This is a genomic window from Pseudocitrobacter sp. CD920760 (assembly GCF_057782505.1).
Genome location: NZ_CM173490.1, coordinates 4575328 through 4593811 on the forward strand (window position 1 = coordinate 4575328; position 18484 = coordinate 4593811).

An 18484-nucleotide genomic window follows, 5' to 3' on the forward strand; every position below is an offset into this window, starting at 1 on the left:
GAGTGTCATGGAAATCAGTTTATTACAGGCTGCCGCACTCGGAATACTGGCATTTATTGCCGGCCTGGATATGTTCAATGGCCTGACTCACATGCATCGCCCGGTGGTACTCGGGCCGCTGGTAGGGCTCATTCTCGGCGATCTGCACACGGGGATTCTGACCGGCGGTACGCTGGAATTGGTCTGGATGGGTCTGGCGCCTCTGGCAGGGGCACAGCCGCCGAACGTGATTATTGGCACCATCGTGGGCACCACTTTTGCGATTACAACAGGGGTAAAACCTGAGGTTGCTGTCGGCGTCGCCGTTCCTTTTGCCGTCGCAGTGCAAATGGGCATTACGTTCCTGTTCTCCGTTATGTCCGGGGTCATGGCACGTTGTGACAATCTGGCTGCTAACGCGGATACCCGTGGTATTGAGCGCATCAACTATCTGGCACTTCTGGCCCTGGGCACGTTCTACTTTTTGTGTGCGTTCCTGCCAATCTATTTCGGCGCTGAACACGCCAAAACAGCCATTGATGTTCTACCGACACGCCTGATTGATGGCCTCGGCGTGGCAGGCGGCATCATGCCGGCTATCGGCTTTGCGGTCCTGCTAAAAATCATGATGAAGAATGTCTACATTCCCTATTTCATCCTCGGTTTTGTCGCCGCGGCCTGGCTGAAGTTACCGGTACTGGCCATTGCCGCTGCCGCGCTGGCAATGGCGCTCATCGATTTCGTTCGTAAAGATCCTGAACCCAAAACTGCACCGTCACAGCAGGAGGAATTTGAAGATGGCATCTAATCACACCACGCTGGCCCCGGTTGCAGATAAAGAGGAAACCCTGCTGACCGGCGTAAACGAAAATGTTTATGACGATCAGTCAATGGGGGCAGACCTGACAAGGCAGGATATTAATCGTGTGGCATGGCGCTCAATGCTTTTACAAGCCTCATTTAACTACGAGCGTATGCAGGCTTCTGGCTGGCTATATGGGCTGCTTCCTGCGTTAAAAAAAATCCATACGAATAAGCGCGACCTCGCGCGGGCAATGACAGGACATATGGGATTTTTTAATACCCATCCTTTTTTAGTGACCTTTGTCATCGGCATCATTCTGGCGATGGAACGTTCTAAGCAGGACGTTAATAGCATCCAAAGTACCAAGATAGCCGTCGGCGCACCGCTGGGCGGTATTGGTGATGCCATGTTTTGGCTCACGCTTCTCCCTATTTGTGGCGGCATCGGCGCAAGCCTGGCGCTTCAGGGGTCCATCCTTGGCGCGGTTATTTTTATTGTTCTGTTTAACGTGGTGCATTTAGGTTTGCGCTTCGGTCTGGCGCATTACGCATACAGGATGGGTGTCGCAGCGATTCCACTTATAAAAGCCAACACGCGCAAAGTGGGGCACGCGGCGTCGATTGTCGGCATGACGGTCATCGGTGCACTGGTAGCAACCTATGTGCGCCTGGCGACGACGCTCGAAATTACCGCAGGCGACGCGGTCGTTAAACTTCAGGCGGATGTCATTGATAAGTTGATGCCTGCGTTTTTACCCCTGGTCTATACCCTGGCGATGTACGGCCTTGTTCGTCGCGGCTGGAGCCCATTGCGCCTTATTGGTATCACCGTCGTGTTGGGTATCGTCGGCAAATTTGCCCACTTCCTCTGAGCATAAGGAGACACAATGTTAAGCATTATTTTGACAGGACACGGCGGGTTCGCCAGCGGAATGGAAAAGGCGATGTTACAGATTCTTGGTGAGCAGGAGCAGTTTGTTGCCATCGATTTCCCGGAAACGTCGTCCACTGCGATTCTCACCGCACAGCTTGAAGAGGCGATACAAACATTACCGGGAAACGAAGGCATCATTTTTCTCACAGACCTGTTAGGCGGTACGCCTTTCCGCGTGGCTTCAACGCTTGCGATGCCACGCCTTGATTGTGAAGTTATCACCGGCACCAACCTGCAATTACTGTTAGAAATGGCGATGGAGCGCGATGAACTGAACTGCAAAGATTTTCGCCAGCAGGCACTCGAGTGCGGTCACCGGGGTTTGACCAGTCTCGCCGATGAGCTTGTCCGCAATCGAGAAAGCGAACCCGTTGAGGAAGGAATATGACGCAAATCATCCGTGCCCGGCATGTATTGACCGGGCAGGGCTGGTGTCACGACAGGTTACTTCGTATTGATGACGGAATGATCACTGCCATCGAACCTGTACCGATTGGAACTCCCTTCCGTGAAGCGGAGTTACTCTGTCCGGCCTATATTGACCTGCATGTTCATGGCGGCGATGGCGTGGATGTGATGGATTGCGATCCTGACGCGCTTGATAGATTAGCCATTTTTAAAGCGCAACAAGGGGTTGGCGCCTGGCTGCCAACAACGGTCACTGCACCAATGGCAGAGATACATCACGCACTGGCTCGCATTGCTAAACGTTGCCAGTCTGGTGGGCCCGGTGCAACGGTTCTGGGGAGTTATCTGGAAGGACCTTTTTTCACGCCGAAGAATCGTGGCGCGCATCCAGCGGCGTTGTTTCAGGAGTTAGACCTCAATGAACTGGACCGCTTAATCACTGTTTCACAACAGACCTTACGCATCGTCGCGCTTGCGCCAGAGAAGCCCGGAGCACTGGAAGCCATTACGTACCTTAAACAACGAGGCGTTCTTGTCATGCTTGGCCATAGCGCTGCGACATCGGAACAAACACAGAAAGCCTTTGATTCCGGCGCTGACGGTCTGGTGCATTGTTTCAATGGCATGACGGGATTACATCATCGAGAGCCCGGCATGGTGGGGGCGGGCCTTACGGATGACCATGCCTGGCTGGAGCTTATTGCTGATGGTCATCATGTTCATCCGTCGGTACTCGCGTTGAGCTGCACGTGCGCTCGCCAGCGCATTATTCTGATTACCGATGCCATGCGTGCCGCAAGTATGCCGGACGGGCGTTACGAGATCTGCGGCTGTGCTGTCGACATGAAACAAGGCGTGGTGCGCACTGAAGAAGGTGGACTGGCTGGCAGTACGCTGTCGCTGGATGCTGCTGTTCGCAATATGGTGCAATTCTGCGACATCAGTTCAGAAGAGGCGATCAAAATGGCATCGTTGCACCCTGCCAAACTGCTGGGTATGGATAGCGAATTGGGCACCATCGACGTAGGAAAACGCGCGAATCTTATCGCCCTGGATAGCCATTTACAGGTACAGAAAACCTGGGTGAATGGCATAGTTGCCATTTAAATCCTTTCGTTATGTTTCTAACTGACTTACTGAGTCTCTCGGTAAGTCATCCTCTTTCACTTTTTTATCTTGATAAACAAATAAAACCTTATAATTCATCATCTTAAATAAAACACCCTTCATATCTCACAAATTTCGTTTTATTTCCTTTTATAATATTGACCTTTCATTTTCTTTTCTATAGATTTTAGGAAAAGAAACGAAAGAAGCAGTGAAACGAAATGAAAGGTCAATTCCCTCACTGTAATTTCCTGAATGGCTACTGCTAAGGATGATGTGATGAGTGAAACACTGGATATCAATGCAACGGCGGCACCCACCTGGACGGAGGAAGAGATTCGCCAACAACCAGAGACCTGGCTGAAAGCACTCAACAACCTTGATAACCAACGGTGCGAAATAGCGGCTTTTCTAAAGCCTGTTCTGAACGACGGGAACGTAAAAATCATTCTCACGGGAGCCGGAACCTCTGCCTTTATTGGCGATATTATCGCGCCCTGGCTGGCCCGCCATACTCAGCTTGATATCGTTGCCGTACCGACCACTGATATCGTGAGTAATCCGATGGATCATTTCAGTAAAGATCGCACAACGCTGCTGGTCTCTTTTGCGCGATCCGGCAACAGCCCGGAAAGCGTGGCGGCCGTTGAGTTGGCCAATCAAATGATCGATAACAGCTACCATTTGATGATTACCTGTAACGATGCTGGCGCACTTTACCAGGATGCTCATAATAATCCTCGGGCATACGCGCTGTTGATGCCTGCTGAAACGCACGATCGTGGCTTTGCTATGACCAGCAGCATCACCACAATGATGGCAAGTTGCCTCGCCGTTTTCGCCCCGGAAGTGATTAATCTTGCCAGCTTTTGCGCAGTCTCTGAACGCTGCCAGCAGATTATTGAATCTCTGGGCGAATTCCATTCCCATCCCTTCGGCGATCTTCCTTTTAAACGCATCGTCTACCTTGGCAGTGGCGGATTACAAGGCGTAGCACGCGAATCAGCGCTGAAAGTTCTCGAGCTTACCGCGGGCAAGCTGGCGGCCTTCTACGATTCCCCTACGGGTTTTCGCCATGGACCAAAATCATTGGTCGATGGGGAAACGCTGGTGGTTGTGATGATTTCAAGCCATCCGTACACCCGTCAGTACGATCTGGATCTTCTGACCGAATTGCGTAATGACAAGCAAGCAATGCGCGTCATCGCGATCTCTGCTGAGAGGCATCCGGCGATCGACGCGGGCCCACATTTCTACCTTCCTCCCGCTCGCCATTTCCATGATGTTGAACAGGCCTTTTGTTTCCTGATCTACGCGCAAATTTTTGCACTTTCGGAATCGCTAAAAGCCGGAATTACCCCCGACTCCCCTTCGGCTAACGGAACCGTAAACCGTGTAGTTCAGGGCGTCAATATTCATCCCTGGAACGCATGAGAGGTCTGACAAATGGCAATTATCTCGACGAAATACCTGCTTCAGGATGCCCAGGAAAAAGGTTACGCCGTTCCCGCATTCAATATTCATAACGCCGAAACCATTCAGGCGATCCTGGAAGTATGTAGTGAACTTCGATCGCCGGTTATCCTGGCCGGAACGCCGGGTACCTTCAAACACATCGCTTTTGAAGAGATTTACGCGCTGTGTGAAGCCTACTCAGCAAGCTACGATATCCCCCTCGCTCTCCATCTCGATCATCATGAAAAACTTGATGATATCCGCTGCAAAGTTGATGCTGGCGTACGCAGCGCAATGATCGACGGCAGCCACTATCCGTTTGAAGAGAATGTCCGTTTAGTAAAATCGGTCGTCGATTTCTGCCATCGCCACGATTGCAGCGTTGAAGCCGAGCTTGGTCGCCTGGGTGGCGTCGAAGATGACATGAGCGTCGATGCAGAAAGCGCTTTTCTTACCGACCCGCAAGAGGCCCGTCAATTTGTGGAACTGACCGGGGTAGATAGCCTGGCCGTTGCGATAGGAACAGCACATGGTTTATATAAACAGCGCCCAAAAATTGACTTTGCCAGACTTGCCAAAATTCGTGAAGTGGTTGATATTCCGTTAGTTCTTCATGGTGCGAGTGATGTTCCAGACGAGTATGTCAGACGCGCCATTGAGCTGGGTATTTGCAAAGTTAATGTTGCAACAGAATTGAAAATTGCTTTTGCCGCAGCAGTTAAAAAGTGGTTTAGCGAAAATCCTGATGGTAATGACCCTCGGTATTATATGCGCGTAGGGATGGATGCAATGAAAGAAATTGTCAGAAACAAAATTACCGTCTGTGGATCAGCACAAAAACTACTTGTTGAGTCAGTTAATTAAACCCTTGCTTAACTCTATATTTAAAAAACTGACGTTGCATTAAAGCATAAAATTAGCGAGCGTTATCTGGCAATCACTGGATAACGCTATTTTTGATAAAGTTACGTAGAGGTACGTAATTAGAAGCGCTGAGTCCCTGCAAGTCACACATAAATATTCACCATTTTTATATTACAATAAATTTATATGACAGGAAAACATAATATGAGCTCCCCAAATATTTTATTAACACGTATCGATAACCGTTTAGTTCATGGTCAGGTTGGTGTGACCTGGACATCGACCATCGGAGCGAATCTGTTAGTCGTTGTTGATGATGAGGTGGCGGGTGATGACATTCAGCAAAAGCTCATGGGTATGACCGCAGACACCTATGGTTTCGGCATTCGATTTTTCTCTATAGAGAAAACCATTAACGTCATTGGTAAGGCCGCGCCACATCAAAAAATATTCCTCATCTGCCGCACACCTGCAACGGCCCGTAAACTCGTCGAAGGCGGAGTGCCGTTAAAAGACGTTAACGTGGGTAATATGCATTTCTCTGAGGGTAAACGCCAAATCAGTAATAAAGTTTATGTCAATGCTCAAGATTTACATTTTATAAAGAAAAATCACATTAATGTTTTTATTCAGGATGTTCCTGGTGATCAAAAGGAAAGCATACCTGAGTAAATGTCCTCCAGATATTCAAACTGACATCACTGATTTATGAGGCATTGATATGCATGAAATTACATTAATGCAAGGGATATCCCTTGCCGCATTAGTGTTCTTCCTGGGAATTGATTTTTGGCTGGAAGCACTTTTCCTTTTTCGTCCCATTATCGTTTGTACGTTAACGGGTGCCATTCTGGGAGATATTCAAACGGGGCTTATCACGGGTGGATTAACCGAACTGGCCTTTGCGGGTCTTACACCTGCGGGCGGCGTTCAACCTCCGAACCCCATTATGGCCGGATTGATGACCACCGTTATTGCCTACTCCACTGGCGTCGATGCCAAAACGGCGATTGGCCTCGGTCTCCCTTTCAGCCTGCTGATGCAATACATCATTCTCTTTTTCTACTCAGCATTCTCGTTGTTTATGGCTAAAGCTGACCGCTGTGCAGAGGAAGCGAACACGGGAGCTTTTTCAAGGCTTAACTGGACGACCATGCTGATTGTCGCCAGCTCATATGCCCTACTCGCTTTTCTGTGCACTTATCTGGCGCAGGGGGCGATGCAATCACTGGTTAAGGCCATGCCTGGCTGGTTAACACATGGATTTGAAGTCGCTGGCGGCATCCTGCCTGCTGTCGGTTTCGGCCTGCTGTTACGCGTGATGTTTAAGGTCCAGTTCACGCCTTACCTGATAGCCGGGTTCCTGTTTGTTTGCTTTATCCCGGTCAACAACTTACTACCGGTTGCGGTGCTCGGCGCAGGCTTTGCTATCTGGGAATTCTTCAACGCAAAAACGAAAGCCGCGGCGCAAGTCGTGCAGAAAAGTGAATCAACAGAGGACTACAGCAATGGGATCTGAAATTAGCAAAAAAGATATTACCCGCTTAGGGTTTCGCTCCTCTTTGCTTCAGGCCAGCTTTAACTATGAACGTATGCAGGCCGGGGGCTTTACCTGGGCAATGTTACCGCTGCTAAAGAAAATCTATAAGGACGACAAGGCCGGGTTAAGCGCGGCAATGAAGGATAACCTCGAGTTTATTAACACTCACCCTAACCTGGTGGGCTTCCTGATGGGCCTGTTAATCTCCATGGAGGAAAATAAAGAAGATCGCAGCACCATCAAAGGGTTAAAGGTTGCATTGTTCGGGCCCATTGCCGGGATTGGCGACGCTATTTTCTGGTTTACGTTGTTACCGATTATGGCCGGGATCTGTTCATCTTTTGCCAGTCAGGGAAACCTGCTCGGGCCAATACTCTTTTTCGCCGTCTATCTGGGGGTATTCTTCCTGCGCGTCGGCTGGACACATATCGGCTATACGCTGGGCGTCAAAGCGATCGACAAAGTGCGTGAGAACTCGCAAATGATTGCCCGTTCCGCGACGATCCTCGGGATCACCGTCATTGGTGGTTTGATTGCCTCCTACGTGCACATCAATGTGATCACCACGTTCGCTATTGATGCCACTCATAAAGTCGCGCTCCAGCAGGACTTCTTCGACAAAGTCTTCCCGAATATTCTGCCTCTGGGCTATACGCTACTGATGTACTACTTCCTGCGGGTGAAAAAATCACACCCGGTATTACTGATTGGCGTGACGTTCGTACTGGCAATCCTCGCCTCAGCACTGGGCATTCTTTAGGACCTATCATCATGCAGAAAATTAATGTCTGTAGTCACTATGACGTTTTGAGCCAACAAGCCAGCGAACTGTTGCTTGCCTGCATTGAAAATAAACCGGACGCCGTCATTTGCCTTGCTACCGGCGCGACGCCGCTGCTTACCTATCATTATCTGGTAGAGAAAATCCGCCAGCGCAGGATAGATATCAGCAAAGTGACCTTTGTAAAACTGGATGAGTGGGTGGGTTTACCCTTAGAGACACCAGGAACCTGTGAGCATTTCCTGCAACAGCACGTTATAGAGCCTCTGGCGTTACGGGCAGACCAGCTAATCGGTTTTCGATCTGAAGGGATTGATGAAACAGAATGTCTGCGTGTGACGCATCAAATTGCCCAACGCGGCGGGCTGGATCTCTGTGTTCTGGGGCTGGGTAAAAATGGTCACCTGGGTCTGAATGAACCTTCGCCGACTCTCGAACCGTTCTGCCACATCAGCAAGCTTGATGATAAAACGCGGGGTCATGACATGCTGCAACAAGCAGGTATTCCCGTTGAATTCGGTATTACGTTAGGGCTAAAAGAAATCATGAGCGCCAGAGAAGTTCTTATGCTGATTGCAGGAGAGGGAAAACAGGATGCTTTTGAACGGTTTATGTCAAAAAGGATAAGTACGCTAACACCAGCCTCATTGCTGTGGTTGCATGAGAAATTAACGTGTCTGGTTGATGGGTCAATCGCGAGGTAGAACGCCTGTCGGGTTGCGGCTTAATCTGGAGCCGCAACCTGGTCAAGTCGTCTTAATCGCCCTGCTGTTCCAGCGCATACTTATACAACGCATTCTTTTTCACGCCGTGAATTTCCGCAGCCAGGGCCGCCGCTTTCTTCAGCGGCAGTTCTGCCTGTAACAGCGCCAGCGTGCGCAGCGCATCGGCGGGCAAGTCATCTTCCTGCGCTTTATGGCCTTCGACAATCAGCACCATCTCACCTTTGCGACGGTTTTCATCTTCCTTCACCCACGCCAACAGTTCACCTACCGGCGCGCCGTGAATAGATTCCCAGGTTTTAGTCAGCTCACGGGCCAGAACCACGTAGCGAGATTCGCCCAATACCGCGACGATATCTTCCAGGCTATCTAACAGACGGTGTGTTGACTCATAAAAAATCAGCGTGCGCGTTTCTTCTTCGATAGCTTTCAGCGCGTCGCGACGGCCTTTTGATTTGGCCGGCAGGAAGCCTTCATAGCAGAAACGGTCCGAAGGCAGACCGGCGGCGCTCAGTGCGGCGATAGCGGCACATGGCCCCGGCAGCGGGACAACGCGGATGCCCGCTTCACGACAGGTACGCACAAGATGATAGCCAGGATCGTTAATCAGCGGCGTACCCGCATCGGAAACCAGCGCAATGTTTTGCCCCTCTTTCAGCTTCGCCACCAGCGTTTCGGCTTTTTGTTGTTCATTGTGGTCGTGAAGCGCAAACAAACGGGCGTTAATCGCAAAGTGTTGCAGCAGTAAACCGGTGTGACGCGTATCCTCAGCGGCAATTAAATCAACGGCTTGTAATACGTTTAATGCACGTTGGGTGATATCAGCCAGATTCCCGATAGGAGTGGGTACAATATAGAGCTGACCTTCAGAATTCTCAGCTGATTCGTGTTGTTTCATTGTTTCATCCGTATTGCCGATTTAATATTGAGCATTGAGCCAAAAAAATATCACTGGATACATATGGTACCGTCAACATTTCTTCGTTCTAAAGCCGCGCGCTGCCTGCCTGTTGTTCTGGCGGCATTACTTTTCGCCGGCTGTGGCACCCAGCAAACACAGGACCAGAGTGCATCCCATTTAGAGGGAACCGCACAAGCGGACTCGGGTTATTACCTGCAGCAGATGCAGCAGAGTGCGAATGATAGCAAGACCAACTGGCAATTACTCGCCATTCGTGCACTGCTGAAAGAAGGTAAGAGCCAGCAGGCAATGGAACTGTTCGGCCAGTTACCGAAAGAGCTTAACGATGAGCAGCGTCTGGAGCAGTCGCTGCTGGCCGTTGAGATCAAACTCGCACAGCAGGATTTCAAAGGCGCGGAAGCGCTGCTGGCAAAAATCGACCCGAATGGTCTGAGCAACAATCAACAGATCCGCTTCTGGGCCGACGGCATCGCCTCGCAGCAAGGGAAGCCCACACTTACGCTGCTGCGTGCATTAATCGCGCAAGAACCGCTACTGAAAGCCGTACCGGAAAAACAGAAAAATATCGATGCCACCTGGCAGGCGCTTTCCGCAATGACGCAGGAACAGGCCAACGCGCTGGTGATTAATGCCGATGAAAACGTGTTACAGGGTTGGCTCGATCTGCAACGCGTCTGGTTCGATAACCGTAGCGATGCCGATATGATGAAAGCCGGTATCAAAGACTGGCAGACCCGCTATCCGCAGAATCCTGGCGCAAAACTGCTGCCGACCCAACTGGTGAACGTCCAGAGCTTTAAACCCGCATCGACCAATAAGATCGCCCTGCTTCTGCCGTTAAATGGTCAGGCAGCGGTGTTTGGCCGCGCCATTCAGCAAGGTTTTGAAGCCGCGAAAAACGGGATTTCTCCGGTAAGCGGCAGCGCGGTGCCGGAACAAGTTGCACAGGCGGCATCGACGAATGACGTGGTGAGCCCGTCTCAGGCCGAAGTCACTGACCTGACGACACCGCAGACGCACCCAGTACAGGCCCCAGCGCCTGCACAAGCACCGGTGCAATCCGTCACCGCCGCACCACAGCAGCAAGAACAAGCGCCAGCCGCAACCGCACCTGCAACGCCTGCGGCCCAGCCCGCTGCTGCGAATCCGTTCGCCGAGCTGAAAATTTATGACACCACCACGCAGCCCATGAGCCAGATTCTGACGCAGGCTCAGCAGGATGGCGTCACGCTGGTCGTCGGCCCGCTGTTGAAAAACAATGTCGACGACCTGCTGAAAAGCAATACGCCGCTGAACGTGCTGGCGCTTAACCAGCCGGAGTCAGTCACCAACCGTGCGAACGTCTGCTACTTCGCGCTCTCTCCGGAAGATGAAGCGCGCGACGCCGCGCGTCATATTCATGAGCAGGGTAAACAGGCTCCGCTGCTGCTGGTTCCGCGCAGCGCACTGGGCGATCGCGTAACGCGCGCCTTCGCAGAAGAGTGGCAATCGCTGGGCGGCGGTACCGTGCTACAGCAGAAATTTGGTTCCCTGTCTGAGCTGCGCGGCGGCGTGAACGGCGGCTCCGGTATTGCACTGACCGGCAGCCCGGTCACCACCAGCCAGAATCAACCACAGAGCGTGACGATTGGCGATTTAACGATTCCGGCACCGCCGAGCGATGCGCAAATCAGCAGCGGTGGTAAAGTGGATGCCGCGTACATCGTGGCGACCGCGCAGGAAATTGCGTTCATCAAGCCGATGATCGCCATGCGTAACGGCAGCCAGGGTGGCGCAACGCTGTATGCCAGCTCGCGCAGCGCGCAGGGTGTCGCCGGCCCCGATTTCCGTTTAGAGATGGAAGGCTTGCAGTACAGTGAGATTCCGATGCTGGCGGGCAGCAACCCATCTCTGATGCAGCAGGCACTGCGTGCGGTGAATAACGACTATTCCCTGGCGCGCCTGTATGCAATGGGCGCAGATGCCTGGTCGCTGGCGAATCATTTCTCGCAAATGCGCCAGGTGCCGGGCTTTGAGCTGAATGGCAACACCGGCGATTTGACGGCAACTCAGGATTGCGTGATTAACAGGAAGTTATCATGGCTCAAATACCAACAGGGTCAGGTCGTTTCAGCAAACTAACTACGAAACAGACTGGCGACGCGGCGGAACTTCGCGCGCGTCGCTGGCTGGAACATCAGGGGCTAACATTCATCGCCGCCAACTTTCGCGATCGCGGCGGCGAAATCGACCTGATTATGCGCGACGGCACGGTAACGGTTTTTGTGGAAGTCCGTTATCGTACTTCCGGTGCGTATGGCGGCGCTGCCGCCAGCGTAACCCGGAGCAAGCAACATAAATTATTACACACTGCTCAATTGTGGCTCGCCCGTCACAATGGAAGTTTTGATACTGTGGATTGCCGTTTCGATGTGGTAGCCTTCACAGGCAATGAGATCGAATGGCTTAAAAACGCATTTAGCTAATAGCAACATCAAGAATTTAAAGGGAAATCGTGCTCGAAAGAATTAAAGTTTGCTTCACTGAAAGCATTCAAACGCAAATTGCAGCGGCAGAAGCCCTCCCGGATGCTATCTCCCGAGCCGCTATGACCCTTGTGCAGTCACTGCTCAATGGCAACAAAATTCTCTGTTGTGGTAACGGATCATCCGCCGCCAACGCACAGCATTTTGCTGCCTGTATGATCAATCGTTTCGAAACCGAGCGCCCTGGTTTACCCGCGATTGCACTTAATGCAGATAATGTGGTCTTAACGGCGATCGCAAACGATCGCTTACACGATGAGATTTACGCCAAGCAGGTGCGCGCGCTGGGTCATGCCGGAGATGTGTTACTGGCAATTTCAACGCGTGGCAACAGCCGCGACATCGTGAAAGCGGTAGAAGCTGCCGTGACGCGTGATATGACCATTGTGGCGTTAACCGGCTACGACGGTGGTGAACTGGCCGGTTTACTCGGTCAGCAGGATGTGGAAATTCGCATCCCTTCCCACCGCAGCGCGCGCATTCAGGAAATGCACATGCTGACGGTGAATTGCTTATGCGATCTGATTGATAACACGCTTTTCCCACACCAGGACGATTAAGGAGTACATATGAAGGCATTCTCGCCCGTCGCAGTCCTTATTTCCGCGCTGCTGCTTCAGGGATGCGTCGCCGCTGCCGTGGTTGGCGGCGCAGCGGTAGGCACGAAAGCGGCAACCGACCCGCGTACTGTGGGAACACAGGTTGACGATGGCACGCTGGAGCTACGCGTAAACACCGCGTTGTCGAAAGACGAACAAATTAAGAAAGAAGCGCGCATCAACGTGACGGCATACCAGGGCAAAGTGTTGCTGGTCGGTCAGGCGCCGAATACCGGGCTGGCGGCTCAGGCCAAGCAAATCGCTATGGGCGTAGAGGGCACCACCGAAGTCTTCAACGAAATTCGTCAGGGTGCGCCAATTAGCCTGGGCACTGCGTCAACGGATACCTGGATCACAACGAAAGTACGCTCCCAGTTGCTGACGACCGATCAGGTGAAATCATCAAACGTGAAGGTCACGACGGAAAACGGTGAAGTGTTCCTGATGGGCGTGGTGACAGACCGTGAAGGCAAAGCCGCCGCGGATATCGCCAGCCGCGTTAGCGGAGTGAAACGCGTCACAACGGCGTTTACCTATATTCAGTAACCGCTCAGGCCTGCGTCAACCGTAGGCCTGATAAGCGTAGCGCCATCAGGCACCGTGTAGCGTAATTGCCGGATAGCGGCGTAAACGCCTTATCCGGCCTACACTGCTCGCCGCGCGATGTCGCGCAACTCTCCTGACTTCAAAATGGTGACGGGTTCCCGCTCCGGTGATAACGCTTCCGTCAGCATTGCCTGCGCCACATCGCGCGCCTTGATCGACTTCCAGTTCCCAGGCAGGAAACCAAACAGCGGGGCCAGCAGCGACTCGTTGAGGCGTTTTTTATGGCGTTCCCCCACCAGCATGGATGGCCGGGCAATGGTCAGTCGTGGCCACTGCTGCGCAATCAGCGCATCTTCCATCTCACCTTTGACGCGGTTATAGAAAAAGGGTGAATGCGCATTGGCGCCCATCGCGCTCACCACCAGCATATGCTTCGCCCCCAGTCGCAAACCGGTAAGCGCCGTATCGACCACCAGCGTGTAATCCGACTGAATGAACGCCTCTTTTGAGCCCGCCTCACGCATCGTCGACCCCAGACAACAGAACACGATATCAATCGGCGTCGTGACCTGCGCAAGCGCGTCGCTCAGCTGCGGATCGTGCGGATTAAAGACTTCGGGAAATCCTTCAAGCGGGCGGCGCGTAGGGGCGGCAATCGAGTAGATATGCGGTTCCTGAAGCAGAAGATGCAGTAAGTGACCACCAACTAACCCGGTCGCGCCGGTTATCAATACCTGACTCATTCATATCCCCTTTACGGATTTTTCACCCTTGTAATCTCGTCGTCCTGCCCCAGACTGTATAGTTCGCAGGATTTTTTCTGAAGCCAAAACCATGGAGGAATCATGAGCAAGAGAATAGCCGTCTTGATCACCGACGAGTTTGAAGATTCAGAGTTTACCTCTCCCGCCGATGCGTTTCGCAAAGCGGGCCATCAGGTTATCACCATTGAGAAGCAGGCCGGTAACACCGTGACGGGTAAACGTGGCGAAGCGAAAGTGAAGATTGACGCCGCCATTGACCAGGTTAGCCCTGCGGAGTTTGATGCTCTGCTGCTGCCAGGCGGCCACTCGCCAGACTACCTGCGCGGCGACGATCGTTTTGTCACCTTCACCCGCGATTTTGTTAACGCCGGTAAACCGGTTTTCGCCATCTGCCACGGGCCGCAACTGTTGATCAGCGCTGATGTGGTGCGCGGGCGCAAACTCACCGCTGTGAAACCTATTGTAGTGGATGTGAAAAATGCCGGGGCGGATTTTTACGACCAGGAAGTGGTGGTCGATAATGACCAACTGGTAACCAGCCGGACGCCAGATGATTTACCGGCATTTAACCGGGAAGCGTTACGCCTGCTGGGCGCCTGATTCCCGTAGCCAATGCAGTTTTTTACCGAAGCCCAGCGTGTTGTCAGTAAACTTGAGTTCATCAAGGCGAATTTCCCACACGGGTGCTGACAACATTCTGGCGACCGGGAAGCGGCGGTTATACAACGCGCGCTTCTCGTCGCTCTCTTCACCTTCCAGCAGCCGAATCTCGCCCTTGAACTGCACGCCGCGAATCAGCGCCACCGTTTTCGGCTGGCCGTTAACCGTTCCGGCAACGGGCGCGCGCGTACCGGTCATCTGGCCGTGGCGGGTGGTGGTATCGCTGAGAAGATAAAACGCGACACGGTCGGCGTCATACACGAAGAATGCATTCGCACACCAGAGTTCGCCTTCACTCGCCACACACCAGCTTACAACGTGTTGTTTTGTCAGCCAGCGGCTAATGGCAGCAAGCGTTTCCATCTTTTCTCTCCGTTATGCTAAGGTGCGTTCACGTTACTATACAGGTTTCAACTCGTGCCCTGGTTTCTTTATCTGGTCCGCTCGGCGGATAACAAACTCTATACCGGGATCACCACCGACGTAGCGCGTCGCTTTCAGCAGCATCAAAGCGGAAAAGGCGCAAAAGCGCTACGCGGCAAGGGTGAACTGACGCTGGCATTTTCTGGCGAGGTTGGTGAGCACTCACTGGCTTTGCGGCTGGAATATCGCATTAAACAGCTAACGAAGCGCCAGAAAGAGCGCCTCGTTGCTGGAGAAGAGTCGTTTGAAGCCCTGCTAAGCGGCCTTAAAAACGATTAAAGTGATCGGAATACTCGACCAGGCCGTGCACGCCGTTCAGCGCATCATCCGCCAGACGATGAACCATAAACGCGTCTTCCGTGCCCGGCCAGCGGCAGCGTAAGTCGTACTGTGCGGCGCGTTCGAAGCCAAAACGGCTGTACAACGCGGGCTCGCCCAGCGTGACGACCGCGGCATAACCGAACTCGTTCAGAGAATCGAGGCCTTCATAGACCATCTGGCGCGCCAGCCCTTGCCCGCGATAGCTTTCATCTACCGCCAACGGCGCCAGCCCGACCCACTGCAGTTCTTCACCTTCGACGCTTACCGGGCTGAATGCCACGTAACCCACCACGTGACCTTCGTCATCCGTCGCCACAAGTCCGAGGGTAATCAAGCCGTCTTCGCGCAGCTCGCGCACAAGATCGGCTTCCCCGTCGCCGTTGAAGGTACGACGCAGCAGGGAGTCAATCCCCGGTGCATCAATCCCAATTTCCACTCGAATCAGCATGGCTCACCTACCGATGTGTGTTTAGAGTCTGATGGCGTTTTCAGCCCGGCTTCCACGAAGTCCGCCAGCTGCATCAGCATGACACGAAGCGCTTTTGGCATCTGTTCAAGCTCAATGGCATCCATCAGGTTTTTAACGTACAAACCCAGCTCCGTATCGCCTTCAATGACCAGTCGACGCTGGAAGAAGAGCGTGTCAGGATCTTGTTTACGCGCGGCGATCATCAGCAAATCGCTGGCGTCCGCGCTAAAGCTCACATCTGGCTGCGCCGACTCGCTCACAATCAGGCGATCGTTCTCGACGGAGGTAAACCATTGCAGGCCAATATCACGCACCTCAATGCTTAACCAGCGACCTTCGAGAAACTCAAGCTCACCATCGGCCAGCGCCTGGCGGAATTGCCAACTGAGCATCTGCTGCAACACCTGACGTTTAAGGGCGAACGGCGTGAATTTCACCGGCACGCTCATCAGCGTTGGGGCAACATGAACCAGACGTGAACGCAGTTTATCCAACACAAGCTTTACTCCCTGAATGCAATAATCCTGTTATTTTGCCATATCAGATAAACGACATAGCGGCGTAAATCAACAATTATGTGGTAAAGACTAACCATTATTGGTGCCATCAATACGCTTTTGTCTGCCTCAAATCAAAAATAATCGCCGCCAGGTTAACTAAAATCCCACCTCGTTAACATTATCGCTATCTGCAGGAAGAATTATGGAGCTGCTCTGCCCTGCCGGAAATCTCCCGGCGCTTAAGGCGGCCATCGAGAACGGTGCCGATGCTGTCTATATCGGGCTGAAAGATGACACCAACGCCCGCCATTTTGCCGGTCTGAATTTTACCGAGAAAAAACTGCAGGAAGCCGTCAGCTTTGTGCACCAGCATAAGCGTAAGCTGCATATCGCCATCAATACCTTCGCGCACCCGGACGGTTACGTTCGCTGGCAACGCGCGGTAGACATGGCCGCACAGCTTGGCGCAGATGCGCTGATCCTCGCGGACATCGCTATGCTGGAGTACGCGGCAGAACGTTACCCGCATATTGAGCGCCACGTCTCCGTTCAGGCTTCCGCCACTAATGAAGAAGCAATTCGCTTCTATCACCGCAATTTCGATGTCGCTCGCGTGGTGCTGCCGCGCGTGCTTTCCATCCACCAGGTGAAACAGTTGGCGCGCGTCACCCCCGTTCCGCTGGAAGTGTTCGCGTTCGGTAGCCTGTGCATTATGGCGGAAGGCCGTTGCTATCTGTCGTCCTACCTGACCGGTGAATCACCGAATACCGTCGGCGCGTGTTCTCCGGCGCGCTATGTACGCTGGCAGCAAACGCCACAGGGGCTGGAATCGCGCCTCAATGAAGTATTGATTGACCGCTACCAGGACGGCGAGAACGCCGGGTATCCGACGCTGTGTAAAGGGCGTTATCTGGTAGACGGCGAGCGCTATCACGCGCTGGAAGAACCGACCAGTCTGAATACGCTGGAACTGCTGCCGGAACTGCTGGCCGCCAATATTGCCTCGGTGAAAATCGAAGGTCGCCAGCGTAGCCCGGCCTATGTCAGCCAGGTAGCAAAAGTATGGCGTCAGGCCATCGATCGCTGCATCGCGGACCCGCAAAACTTTGTGCCACAGGCGGCATGGATGGACACCCTCGGCTCAATGTCCGAAGGCACACAAACCACGCTTGGCGCGTACCACCGCAAATGGCAGTAGGAAAGACCATGAAATATTCATTAGGGCCGGTGCTGTACTACTGGCCAAAAGAGACGCTGGAAGATTTCTACCAGCAGGCGGCCACCAGCAGCGCTGATATTATTTATCTGGGCGAAGCGGTATGCAGCAAGCGCCGCGCCACCAAAGTGGGCGACTGGCTGGATATGGCGAAATCGCTGGCGGGCAGCGGCAAGCAAATTGTGCTGTCAACGCTGGCGCTGGTGCAGGCATCTTCTGAACTGGGCGAGCTGAAGCGCTACGTTGAGAACGGCGACTTCCTGCTGGAAGCGAGCGACCTCGGCGTGGTGAATATGTGCGCCGACCGCAAATTGCCGTTTGTCGCCGGACATGCGCTGAACTGCTATAACGCGGTAACGCTTCGTCTGCTGGCGAAACAGGGCATGATGCGCTGGTGTATGCCGGTCGAGTTGTCTCGCGACTGGCTGGCGAATCTGCTGACGCAGTGTGAAGAGCTGGGCATCCGCAATCAGTTTGAAGTGGAAGTTCTGAGCTACGGTCATCTGCCGCTGGCCTACTCCGCCCGCTGCTTTACCGCGCGTTCAGAAGATAAGCCGAAAGATGAGTGCGAAACCTGCTGCATCAAATACCCGAACGGGCGCAGCGTGCTGTCGCAGGAAAACCAGCAGGTCTTCGTGCTGAACGGTATTCAGACCATGAGCGGCTATGTCTATAACCTCGGCAATGAGCTGGCGTCAATGCAGGGTCTGGTGGATATCGTGCGTCTGTCGCCGCTGGGCACCGAGACGTTCGACATGCTGGATGCCTTCCGCGCCAACGAAAATGGCCAGGCGCCGCTGAACCTTACCGCCAACAGCGACTGTAACGGTTACTGGAAACGTCTGGCGGGTCTGGAACTACAGGCCTGATAAAAAAGCTCACTTTGTTAACAACAGTCATCACTTTTTAATGCAGTATTAAAGATGCAGCTTTTCTGGCCGACAG

At 53.0% G+C, this 18484-nt stretch carries 23 protein-coding genes; 18 read left to right on the plus strand and 5 right to left on the minus strand.

Features of this window, described 5'->3' with window-relative positions; all coding sequences use genetic code 11:
* Positions 1-7: 7 nt before the first annotated feature.
* The 10 genes from agaW to AC1MKH_RS21485 all read left to right on the plus strand — a co-directional run bounded on the left by agaW (position 8) and on the right by AC1MKH_RS21485 (position 8576).
* Complete coding sequence (gene agaW, locus AC1MKH_RS21440) at positions 8-787, plus strand: PTS N-acetylgalactosamine transporter subunit IIC (RefSeq protein ID WP_276220876.1); 780 nt, start codon at positions 8-10, stop codon at positions 785-787.
* Positions 777-1655: a PTS N-acetylgalactosamine transporter subunit IID gene (agaE, locus tag AC1MKH_RS21445; RefSeq protein WP_276220878.1), complete on the plus strand. Its 879-nt coding sequence runs from the start codon at positions 777-779 to the stop codon at positions 1653-1655. Before agaW ends, agaE begins: the two co-directional genes overlap by 11 nt.
* A gap of 15 nt (positions 1656-1670) precedes the next feature.
* Positions 1671-2105 (plus strand): PTS galactosamine/N-acetylgalactosamine transporter subunit IIA, encoded by a 435-nt coding sequence (agaF, locus tag AC1MKH_RS21450; RefSeq protein ID WP_276220880.1) that lies wholly within the window; start codon positions 1671-1673, stop codon positions 2103-2105.
* A complete protein-coding gene (gene nagA / locus AC1MKH_RS21455; RefSeq protein WP_276220882.1) occupies positions 2102-3232 on the plus strand; it encodes an N-acetylglucosamine-6-phosphate deacetylase in 1131 nt (376 codons plus the stop codon). The genes agaF and nagA overlap by 4 nt, the downstream gene beginning before the upstream one ends.
* A 279-nt stretch (positions 3233-3511) precedes the next feature.
* On the plus strand, positions 3512-4666 hold the full coding sequence (locus AC1MKH_RS21460) for an SIS domain-containing protein (RefSeq protein ID WP_276220884.1): 1155 nt from the start codon (positions 3512-3514) through the stop codon (positions 4664-4666).
* Between the two features lie 12 nt (positions 4667-4678).
* Entirely contained in the window at positions 4679-5551 is an 873-nt protein-coding gene (gene kbaY, locus AC1MKH_RS21465) for a tagatose-bisphosphate aldolase subunit KbaY (RefSeq protein ID WP_276220886.1), read from the plus strand.
* Between the two features lie 204 nt (positions 5552-5755).
* A complete protein-coding gene (agaB, locus tag AC1MKH_RS21470; RefSeq protein ID WP_276220888.1) occupies positions 5756-6223 on the plus strand; it encodes a PTS galactosamine transporter subunit IIB in 468 nt (155 codons plus the stop codon).
* A gap of 49 nt (positions 6224-6272) precedes the next feature.
* Positions 6273-7070, plus strand: a complete 798-nt coding sequence (agaC, locus tag AC1MKH_RS21475) for a PTS galactosamine transporter subunit IIC (protein WP_276220890.1) — start codon at positions 6273-6275, stop codon at positions 7068-7070.
* Positions 7060-7851 (plus strand): PTS galactosamine transporter subunit IID, encoded by a 792-nt coding sequence (gene agaD / locus AC1MKH_RS21480; protein WP_253898373.1) that lies wholly within the window; start codon positions 7060-7062, stop codon positions 7849-7851. The genes agaC and agaD overlap by 11 nt, the downstream gene beginning before the upstream one ends.
* An 11-nt stretch (positions 7852-7862) precedes the next feature.
* Entirely contained in the window at positions 7863-8576 is a 714-nt protein-coding gene (locus AC1MKH_RS21485; protein WP_276220895.1) for a galactosamine-6-phosphate isomerase, read from the plus strand.
* A 52-nt stretch (positions 8577-8628) separates the two neighbouring features.
* Here AC1MKH_RS21485 and rsmI read toward each other — a convergent pair whose 3' ends face one another.
* Positions 8629-9492 carry a 16S rRNA (cytidine(1402)-2'-O)-methyltransferase gene (gene rsmI / locus AC1MKH_RS21490; RefSeq protein WP_149463970.1) on the minus strand — a complete coding sequence of 288 codons (864 nt, stop codon included), beginning with the start codon at positions 9490-9492 and terminating at the stop codon, positions 8629-8631.
* 63 nt (positions 9493-9555) lie between these two features.
* Here rsmI and AC1MKH_RS21495 point away from each other — a divergent pair, with 63 nt between their 5' ends.
* The 4 genes from AC1MKH_RS21495 to dolP are packed head-to-tail and all read left to right on the plus strand — an operon-like array spanning position 9556 to position 13186.
* Entirely contained in the window at positions 9556-11637 is a 2082-nt protein-coding gene (locus tag AC1MKH_RS21495; protein WP_276220898.1) for a penicillin-binding protein activator, read from the plus strand.
* Positions 11595-11981 carry a YraN family protein gene (locus AC1MKH_RS21500; RefSeq protein WP_276220900.1) on the plus strand — a complete coding sequence of 129 codons (387 nt, stop codon included), beginning with the start codon at positions 11595-11597 and terminating at the stop codon, positions 11979-11981. The genes AC1MKH_RS21495 and AC1MKH_RS21500 overlap by 43 nt, the downstream gene beginning before the upstream one ends.
* A gap of 29 nt (positions 11982-12010) precedes the next feature.
* The gene (gene diaA, locus AC1MKH_RS21505; protein WP_015962885.1) at positions 12011-12601 is read left to right on the plus strand and encodes a DnaA initiator-associating protein DiaA; all 591 of its coding nucleotides are present in this window, start codon (positions 12011-12013) and stop codon (positions 12599-12601) included.
* A gap of 9 nt (positions 12602-12610) precedes the next feature.
* Positions 12611-13186, plus strand: a complete 576-nt coding sequence (gene dolP, locus AC1MKH_RS21510) for a division/outer membrane stress-associated lipid-binding lipoprotein (protein WP_276220903.1) — start codon at positions 12611-12613, stop codon at positions 13184-13186.
* Positions 13187-13284: 98 nt separating this feature from the next.
* Here the strand turns inward: dolP and AC1MKH_RS21515 are convergent, their stop codons facing one another.
* Positions 13285-13929 carry an NAD(P)H-binding protein gene (locus AC1MKH_RS21515; RefSeq protein ID WP_276220906.1) on the minus strand — a complete coding sequence of 215 codons (645 nt, stop codon included), beginning with the start codon at positions 13927-13929 and terminating at the stop codon, positions 13285-13287.
* A 102-nt stretch (positions 13930-14031) separates the two neighbouring features.
* Between AC1MKH_RS21515 and AC1MKH_RS21520 the strand changes: the two genes are divergently transcribed.
* Positions 14032-14550, plus strand: coding sequence for a type 1 glutamine amidotransferase domain-containing protein (locus AC1MKH_RS21520; protein WP_276220908.1), 519 nt, complete (start codon positions 14032-14034; stop codon positions 14548-14550).
* Here AC1MKH_RS21520 and AC1MKH_RS21525 read toward each other — a convergent pair.
* The gene (locus AC1MKH_RS21525) at positions 14530-14973 is read right to left on the minus strand and encodes a YhbP family protein (protein ID WP_276220910.1); all 444 of its coding nucleotides are present in this window, start codon (positions 14971-14973) and stop codon (positions 14530-14532) included. The genes AC1MKH_RS21520 and AC1MKH_RS21525 overlap by 21 nt on opposite strands.
* Before the next feature lie 54 nt (positions 14974-15027).
* Here AC1MKH_RS21525 and AC1MKH_RS21530 point away from each other — a divergent pair, with 54 nt between their 5' ends.
* Entirely contained in the window at positions 15028-15312 is a 285-nt protein-coding gene (locus AC1MKH_RS21530; RefSeq protein WP_108474997.1) for a GIY-YIG nuclease family protein, read from the plus strand.
* Here AC1MKH_RS21530 and AC1MKH_RS21535 read toward each other — a convergent pair.
* The gene (locus AC1MKH_RS21535) at positions 15299-15802 is read right to left on the minus strand and encodes a GNAT family N-acetyltransferase (protein WP_276220913.1); all 504 of its coding nucleotides are present in this window, start codon (positions 15800-15802) and stop codon (positions 15299-15301) included. The two genes, AC1MKH_RS21530 and AC1MKH_RS21535, sit on opposite strands and share 14 nt — an antisense overlap.
* The gene (ubiT, locus tag AC1MKH_RS21540) at positions 15796-16320 is read right to left on the minus strand and encodes a ubiquinone anaerobic biosynthesis accessory factor UbiT (protein ID WP_015962878.1); all 525 of its coding nucleotides are present in this window, start codon (positions 16318-16320) and stop codon (positions 15796-15798) included. The genes AC1MKH_RS21535 and ubiT overlap by 7 nt, the downstream gene beginning before the upstream one ends.
* Before the next feature lie 205 nt (positions 16321-16525).
* Between ubiT and ubiU the strand changes: the two genes are divergently transcribed.
* Together ubiU and AC1MKH_RS21550 are read left to right on the plus strand one after the other, a co-directional pair.
* A complete protein-coding gene (ubiU, locus tag AC1MKH_RS21545) occupies positions 16526-17521 on the plus strand; it encodes a ubiquinone anaerobic biosynthesis protein UbiU (protein ID WP_015962877.1) in 996 nt (331 codons plus the stop codon).
* Between the two features lie 8 nt (positions 17522-17529).
* A complete protein-coding gene (locus tag AC1MKH_RS21550; RefSeq protein WP_276220916.1) occupies positions 17530-18408 on the plus strand; it encodes a U32 family peptidase in 879 nt (292 codons plus the stop codon).
* Positions 18409-18484 lie beyond the last annotated feature (76 nt).

Coding starts and splice junctions, on each gene's coding strand:
- agaW (WP_276220876.1), top strand. CDS start 8: ATGGAAATCAGTTTATTACAGGCTGCCGCACTCGGAATACTGGCATTT.
- agaE (WP_276220878.1), top strand. CDS start 777: ATGGCATCTAATCACACCACGCTGGCCCCGGTTGCAGATAAAGAGGAA.
- agaF (WP_276220880.1), top strand. CDS start 1,671: ATGTTAAGCATTATTTTGACAGGACACGGCGGGTTCGCCAGCGGAATG.
- nagA (WP_276220882.1), top strand. CDS start 2,102: ATGACGCAAATCATCCGTGCCCGGCATGTATTGACCGGGCAGGGCTGG.
- AC1MKH_RS21460 (WP_276220884.1), top strand. CDS start 3,512: ATGAGTGAAACACTGGATATCAATGCAACGGCGGCACCCACCTGGACG.
- kbaY (WP_276220886.1), top strand. CDS start 4,679: ATGGCAATTATCTCGACGAAATACCTGCTTCAGGATGCCCAGGAAAAA.
- agaB (WP_276220888.1), top strand. CDS start 5,756: ATGAGCTCCCCAAATATTTTATTAACACGTATCGATAACCGTTTAGTT.
- agaC (WP_276220890.1), top strand. CDS start 6,273: ATGCATGAAATTACATTAATGCAAGGGATATCCCTTGCCGCATTAGTG.
- agaD (WP_253898373.1), top strand. CDS start 7,060: ATGGGATCTGAAATTAGCAAAAAAGATATTACCCGCTTAGGGTTTCGC.
- AC1MKH_RS21485 (WP_276220895.1), top strand. CDS start 7,863: ATGCAGAAAATTAATGTCTGTAGTCACTATGACGTTTTGAGCCAACAA.
- rsmI (WP_149463970.1), bottom strand. CDS start 9,492: ATGAAACAACACGAATCAGCTGAGAATTCTGAAGGTCAGCTCTATATT.
- AC1MKH_RS21495 (WP_276220898.1), top strand. CDS start 9,556: ATGGTACCGTCAACATTTCTTCGTTCTAAAGCCGCGCGCTGCCTGCCT.
- AC1MKH_RS21500 (WP_276220900.1), top strand. CDS start 11,595: ATGGCTCAAATACCAACAGGGTCAGGTCGTTTCAGCAAACTAACTACG.
- dolP (WP_276220903.1), top strand. CDS start 12,611: ATGAAGGCATTCTCGCCCGTCGCAGTCCTTATTTCCGCGCTGCTGCTT.
- AC1MKH_RS21515 (WP_276220906.1), bottom strand. CDS start 13,929: ATGAGTCAGGTATTGATAACCGGCGCGACCGGGTTAGTTGGTGGTCAC.
- AC1MKH_RS21520 (WP_276220908.1), top strand. CDS start 14,032: ATGAGCAAGAGAATAGCCGTCTTGATCACCGACGAGTTTGAAGATTCA.
- AC1MKH_RS21525 (WP_276220910.1), bottom strand. CDS start 14,973: ATGGAAACGCTTGCTGCCATTAGCCGCTGGCTGACAAAACAACACGTT.
- AC1MKH_RS21535 (WP_276220913.1), bottom strand. CDS start 15,802: ATGCTGATTCGAGTGGAAATTGGGATTGATGCACCGGGGATTGACTCC.
- ubiU (WP_015962877.1), top strand. CDS start 16,526: ATGGAGCTGCTCTGCCCTGCCGGAAATCTCCCGGCGCTTAAGGCGGCC.
- AC1MKH_RS21550 (WP_276220916.1), top strand. CDS start 17,530: ATGAAATATTCATTAGGGCCGGTGCTGTACTACTGGCCAAAAGAGACG.